The sequence below is a fragment of the Comamonas sp. GCA5 genome (assembly GCF_036541385.1).
Taxonomy (GTDB): Bacteria; Pseudomonadota; Gammaproteobacteria; order Burkholderiales; family Burkholderiaceae_C; genus Comamonas; species Comamonas aquatica.
Genome location: NZ_JAZHFR010000147.1, coordinates 1 through 3,909, shown reverse-complemented (window position 1 = coordinate 3,909; position 3,909 = coordinate 1). Strand labels below are relative to the sequence as shown.

2 tRNA genes and 2 rRNA genes are annotated in these 3,909 nt (G+C 51.4%); all 4 read left to right on the top strand.

The features are described 5' to 3' along the window. A 16S ribosomal RNA gene (locus tag SJH88_RS18635) occupies window positions 1–493 on the top strand; the annotation flags it as partial. Window positions 494–578: 85 nt separating this feature from the next. Then, window positions 579–655 (top strand) — tRNA-Ile (locus SJH88_RS18630). 24 nt (window positions 656–679) lie between these two features. Continuing rightward, a tRNA-Ala gene (locus tag SJH88_RS18625) sits at window positions 680–755 on the top strand. A gap of 375 nt (window positions 756–1,130) precedes the next feature. After that, window positions 1,131–3,909: ribosomal RNA gene (locus SJH88_RS18620) — 23S ribosomal RNA — on the top strand; the annotation flags it as partial.

Genomic DNA, 3,909 nt, shown 5'->3' with positions numbered 1-3,909 from the left:
ACAGGTGCTGCATGGCTGTCGTCAGCTCGTGTCGTGAGATGTTGGGTTAAGTCCCGCAACGAGCGCAACCCTTGCCATTAGTTGCTACGAAAGGGCACTCTAATGGGACTGCCGGTGACAAACCGGAGGAAGGTGGGGATGACGTCAAGTCCTCATGGCCCTTATAGGTGGGGCTACACACGTCATACAATGGCTGGTACAAAGGGTTGCCAACCCGCGAGGGGGAGCTAATCCCATAAAGCCAGTCGTAGTCCGGATCGCAGTCTGCAACTCGACTGCGTGAAGTCGGAATCGCTAGTAATCGTGGATCAGAATGTCACGGTGAATACGTTCCCGGGTCTTGTACACACCGCCCGTCACACCATGGGAGCGGGTCTCGCCAGAAGTAGGTAGCCTAACCGCAAGGAGGGCGCTTACCACGGCGGGGTTCGTGACTGGGGTGAAGTCGTAACAAGGTAGCCGTATCGGAAGGTGCGGCTGGATCACCTCCTTTCTGGAAAATGAAGCAGTTCAAGTTTGAACGCCCACACTTATCGGTTGTTGGATGGCAACTGTTGGAGCGCAAGTTCTGATGGATTGGGTCTGTAGCTCAGCTGGTTAGAGCACTGTGTTGATAACGCAGGGGTCGTTGGTTCGAGCCCAACTAGACCCACCAAACTTCCAATGCGAAAAACCCGATGGGGGATTAGCTCAGCTGGGAGAGCACCTGCTTTGCAAGCAGGGGGTCGTCGGTTCGATCCCGTCATCCTCCACCAAGGATTGGTTAGAAAATGATAGCGCCGAATGGTGCTATAATCGTTGGCTCACCTCAATACAAAAGCAGTCTTGCAAAGACTGCTTTTGTATTGATCGATCCGATCAATAGGCTGTTCTTTAAAAATTCATAGAGTCGAAATCAGCGTTGCTGGCGGAAAGCATGAAACATTGCACCGTGCCGCCAGCAACTATTTGATTGCGTCACACGAATTCAACTAATGAATTCGATGTAATGACGAATCATTCTCTAGGCTGTGTCCGAAAGGATGCAACCGAAGAATCATTCACATTACGGCATAACGCGTGAGGTGCAAGACCTCACCAGTCTTTGAACTCGAAATGGCGAGCTCTGGCAACAGAGATCAAAGTTATAGGGTCAAGTGACTAAGAGCATATGGTGGATGCCTTGGCGATTACAGGCGAAGAAAGACGTGATAGCCTGCGATAAGCTTCGGGGAGCTGGCAAATAAGCTTTGATCCGGAGATTTCTGAATGGGGAAACCCACCCGCAAGGGTATCGTTAGCTGAATACATAGGCTAACGAGGCGAACCTGGAGAACTGAAACATCTAAGTACCCAGAGGAAAAGACATCAACCGAGATTCCGATAGTAGTGGCGAGCGAATTCGGAGGAGCCTTCTAGTGATAGCACGACGGTTAACAAAACGGAATGGAAAGTCCGGCCATAGTAGGTGATAGCCCTGTATGTGAAAACTGACGTGTGGTACTGAGCTAGAGAAAAGTAGGGCGGGACACGTGTAATCCTGTCTGAATATGGGGGGACCATCCTCCAAGGCTAAATACTCGTAATCGACCGATAGTGAACCAGTACCGTGAGGGAAAGGCGAAAAGAACCCCGGGAGGGGAGTGAAATAGATCCTGAAACCGTATGCTTACAAAAAGTCGGAGCCTCGAAAGGGGTGACGGCGTACCTTTTGTATAATGGGTCAGCGACTTACATTCAGTGGCAAGCTTAACCGAATAGGGAAGGCGTAGAGAAATCGAGTCCGAATAGGGCGTTCAGTCGCTGGGTGTAGACCCGAAACCAAGTGATCTAACCATGGCCAGGATGAAGGTGCCGTAACAGGTACTGGAGGTCCGAACCGACTGATGTTGCAAAATCAGCGGATGAGCTGTGGTTAGGGGTGAAAGGCTAAACAAACTTGGAAATAGCTGGTTCTCTCCGAAAACTATTTAGGTAGTGCCTCAAGTATTACCTGTGGGGGTAGAGCACTGTTTTGGCTAGGGGGTCATGGCGACTTACCAAACCAAGGCAAACTCCGAATACCGCAGAGTACAGCTTGGGAGACAGAGCACCGGGTGCTAACGTCCGGACTCAAGAGGGAAACAACCCAGACCGCCAGCTAAGGTCCCTAAAATTGGCTAAGTGGGAAACGAAGTGGGAAGGCTAAAACAGTCAGGATGTTGGCTTAGAAGCAGCCATCATTTAAAGAAAGCGTAATAGCTCACTGATCGAGTCGTCCTGCGCGGAAGATGTAACGGGGCTAAGCCAGTTACCGAAGCTGCGGATGTGCAATTTATTGCACGTGGTAGGAGAGCGTTCTGTAAGCCTGTGAAGGTGTCTGGTAACGGATGCTGGAGGTATCAGAAGTGCGAATGCTGACATGAGTAGCGTTAAAGGGGGTGAAAAGCCCCCTCGCCGTAAGCGCAAGGTTTCCTACGCAACGTTCATCGGCGTAGGGTGAGTCGGCCCCTAAGGCGAGGCAGAGATGCGTAGCTGATGGGAAACAGGTCAATATTCCTGTACCGATCAATAGTGCGATGTGGGGACGGAGAAGGTTAGCTCAGCCAACTGTTGGAATAGTTGGTTCAAGCCTGTAGTCGTGCCTGGTAGGCAAATCCGCCGGGCTGAGATGAGGGGTGATAACGAGTGTGCTTGCACACGAAGTGAGTGATACCCTGCTTCCAGGAAAAGCCACTAAGCTTCAGCTATTGACGACCGTACCGCAAACCGACACTGGTGCGCGAGATGAGTATTCTAAGGCGCTTGAGAGAACTCAGGAGAAGGAACTCGGCAAATTGATACCGTAACTTCGGGAGAAGGTATGCCCCTAGTAAGTGAAGTTGAACAAACGGAGCTCAATGGGGTTGCAAAAAATCGGTGGCTGCGACTGTTTAATAAAAACACAGCACTCTGCAAACACGAAAGTGGACGTATAGGGTGTGACGCCTGCCCGGTGCTGGAAGATTAAATGATGGGGTGCAAGCTCTTGATTGAAGTCCCAGTAAACGGCGGCCGTAACTATAACGGTCCTAAGGTAGCGAAATTCCTTGTCGGGTAAGTTCCGACCTGCACGAATGGCGTAACGATGGCCACACTGTCTCCTCCTGAGACTCAGCGAAGTTGAAATGTTTGTGATGATGCAATCTCCCCGCGGAAAGACGGAAAGACCCCATGAACCTTTACTGTAGCTTTGTATTGGACTTTGAACGGATCTGTGTAGGATAGGTGGGAGGCTTTGAAGCCAGGACGCTAGTTCTGGTGGAGCCGACGTTGAAATACCACCCTGGTGCGTTTGAGGTTCTAACCTAGGTCCATTATCTGGATCGGGGACAGTGCATGGTAGGCAGTTTGACTGGGGCGGTCTCCTCCCAAAGCGTAACGGAGGAGTTCGAAGGTACGCTAGGTACGGTCGGACATCGTGCTAATAGTGCAATGGCATAAGCGTGCTTAACTGCGAGACTGACAAGTCGAGCAGATGCGAAAGCAGGACATAGTGATCCGGTGGTTCTGTATGGAAGGGCCATCGCTCAACGGATAAAAGGTACTCTGGGGATAACAGGCTGATACCGCCCAAGAGTTCATATCGACGGCGGTGTTTGGCACCTCGATGTCGGCTCATCTCATCCTGGGGCTGTAGTCGGTCCCAAGGGTATGGCTGTTCGCCATTTAAAGAGGTACGTGAGCTGGGTTTAAAACGTCGTGAGACAGTTTTGTCCCTATCTTCCGTGGGCGCTGCAGATTTGAGGAAGCCTGCTCCTAGTACGAGAGGACCGGAGTGGACACACCTCTGGTGTACCTGTTGTCACGCCAGTGGCATCGCAGGGTAGCTACGTGTGGAAGAGATAACCGCTGAAAGCATCTAAGCGGGAAACTCGTTTCAAGATAAGATCTGCCGGGGCCTTGAGCCCC